The organism is Streptomyces sp. WELS2 (genome assembly GCF_013870595.1).
Classification (GTDB): domain Bacteria; phylum Actinomycetota; class Actinomycetes; order Streptomycetales; family Streptomycetaceae; genus Streptomyces.
Genome location: NZ_JACBWZ010000946.1, coordinates 1 through 2,207 on the forward strand (window position 1 = coordinate 1; position 2,207 = coordinate 2,207).

Annotated in this window: 1 protein-coding gene; it reads left to right on the forward strand. The window is 76.0% G+C overall.

The window, feature by feature from the left end; genetic code table 11:
* On the forward strand, positions 1–2,207 hold a 2,207-nt coding region (locus H5J33_RS32080; RefSeq protein WP_181798249.1), incomplete at both ends, for an AfsR/SARP family transcriptional regulator.

The following is a 2,207-nucleotide window of genomic DNA, read 5'->3' on the forward strand; positions in this document are numbered from 1 at the left end:
GGTGGGCAAGACCCGGCTCGCCACGGCGGCCGCGGGCGGCCTGGCCGGTGAATTCCCCGACGGGGTCTGGCTGGTGGAGCTGGCGGGCACCGGCGGCCCGGAAGCCGGCGGCGGCGACCCGGCGTGGCTGGCCGATCGGGTGATGGCCGTGCTCGGCATCCACGAGGCCGCCACCACCGACCCCGCCGGAGGGACGGACCGCAAGCTCGCCGAAGTGCTCGCCGGGCAGCGGCTGTTGCTGCTGCTGGACGGCTGCGAGCACGTGATCGACGACGTGGCCCGGCTGCTGGGCCCGCTGCTCGACGCCGCCCCCGGCCTACGGGTGCTGACGACCAGTCAGGAGCCGTTGCGGATCGGCGGGGAGACCGTCTGGCCGGTGCCCCCGCTGGGGCTGCCGGCACCGGACGAGGAACGGCTGCCGCACCTGCTGTCCGCCAGCGCCGTCCGGCTGTTCGTCGACCGTGTCGCCGCCGCGGACCCCCACTTCACGCCCGACGAGGCGACCGCGGCGCGCATCGCCGAGATCTGCCGCCGCCTCGACGGCATACCGCTGGCCCTGGAGCTGGCGGCCAACCGGGTCAGGGCGCTCGGCGTGGACGAGCTGCACGACCGGCTCGACGACCGCTTCCGGGTCCTGACCGGCGGCTACCGCAACGCCCCGCACCGCCACCGCACCCTGCAGGCCACCCTCGACTGGAGCTGGAGCCTGCTGGAATCCCGCGAGCAGACGGTGCTGGGCCGGCTCTCCGTGTTCGCCGACGGCTGCGACCTGGAGGCCGCGCAGGAGGTGTGCGCCGACGACGGCCTGACCCGGCACGAGGTCCTGGACGCCCTCGCCATCCTCGTGGACCGCTCCCTGGCGCTGCGCGAGACGGGACCGTCCGGCACCCGCTACCGGCTGCTGGAGTCCGTCGCCGCCTACGGCCAGCAGCGGCTGCGCGAGCAGGACCTGGCCTCGGTCGCCAGGCGGCACCTGCGGTACTACACCGACCTGGCCGAGCGGGCGGGCCGCCGGCTGAACGGCCGGGACCAGTGCCGGTCGCTGCTCAGGCTGGACGCGGAGAACGCCAACTTCCGCCGCGCGCTCAAGGAGGCCCGGCGCACCGGGAGTGCCCAACTCGCGCTGCGGCTCGCCAACTCCCTGAGCTGGTACCGGTTCCTGCGCGGCAGGCTGGGCGAGGCGCGCCGGTCGCTGGCGATCGCGCTGGCCGTCGAGGGCGACGGAGACTCCGCCGCGCGCGCCGAGGCGGTGTCCTGGCACGCCGGTTTCGCGATCCTGCTGGGAGAGGGCTGGTCGGGCGTCGAGCACGTCGTGCGGGCCCGTCCCGACGCCGCCCGCACCCCCGGCTCGACACGCGCCGCCTGGTTCCTCGGCCACGCCCAGCTGAGCGTGGGGGCGCTGGAAGCCGGCGAGTCGAGCGTCCACCGGGCCCTGGAGGAGTTCCGGGCCGGCCAGGACCAGTGGGGCGTCGCGGCCGCGCTGGGCAGCCGCGCCGCGCTGGCCATGGCCCGCGGGGACCTGGCCGCCATGCGCCGCGACGCCTTGCGGTCCCGCCGTCTCTTCGTGGAACTCGGCGAAGGCTGGGGCGAGTTGAAGGCCGTCGAGGTGCTCGGTCTGTACGCCGAGATCAACGGCGAGTACGCCCGGGCCGAACAGCTGCACCGGGAGAGCCTGCGCATCGCCGAGGGCCTGGAGTTGTGGCCCGAGGTCTCCCGTCAGCTCTCCGGGCTGGGCCGGATCGCCCTGCTGGAGCGGCGCTACCGGGAGGCCGAGGACTTCCACACCCGCGCCGTGCGCCTCGCCGTGGAACAGGGCAACCAGCCGGCGGAGCAGTTCGCGGCGCTCGGTCTCGCCCTGGGTGCCCGGCGCGAGGGGCACCTCGACACCGCCGAGGACCGGCTGCGCCCCTGGCTGTCGTGGAACCGCAGCCGCTACGACGCACCGGGCCTCGCCCTGGTGCTGGCCGAACTCGGCTTCATCGCGGAGCAGCGCGGCGACGCCGCCCAGGCGTACACCCTGCACCAGGACGGACTGGCCGCCGCCGTCTCCACCGGTGACCCGCGGGCCGTGGCGCTCGCCCTCGAAGGGCTGGCCGGAGCGCACTCACTGACCGGCTGCTGGAGCCGGGCGGCCCGCCTGCTCGGCACCGCGGCCGCCACCCGCCGGCTGGCCGGCGCTCCCCAGCCCCCCGCCGAACGGGCCGACG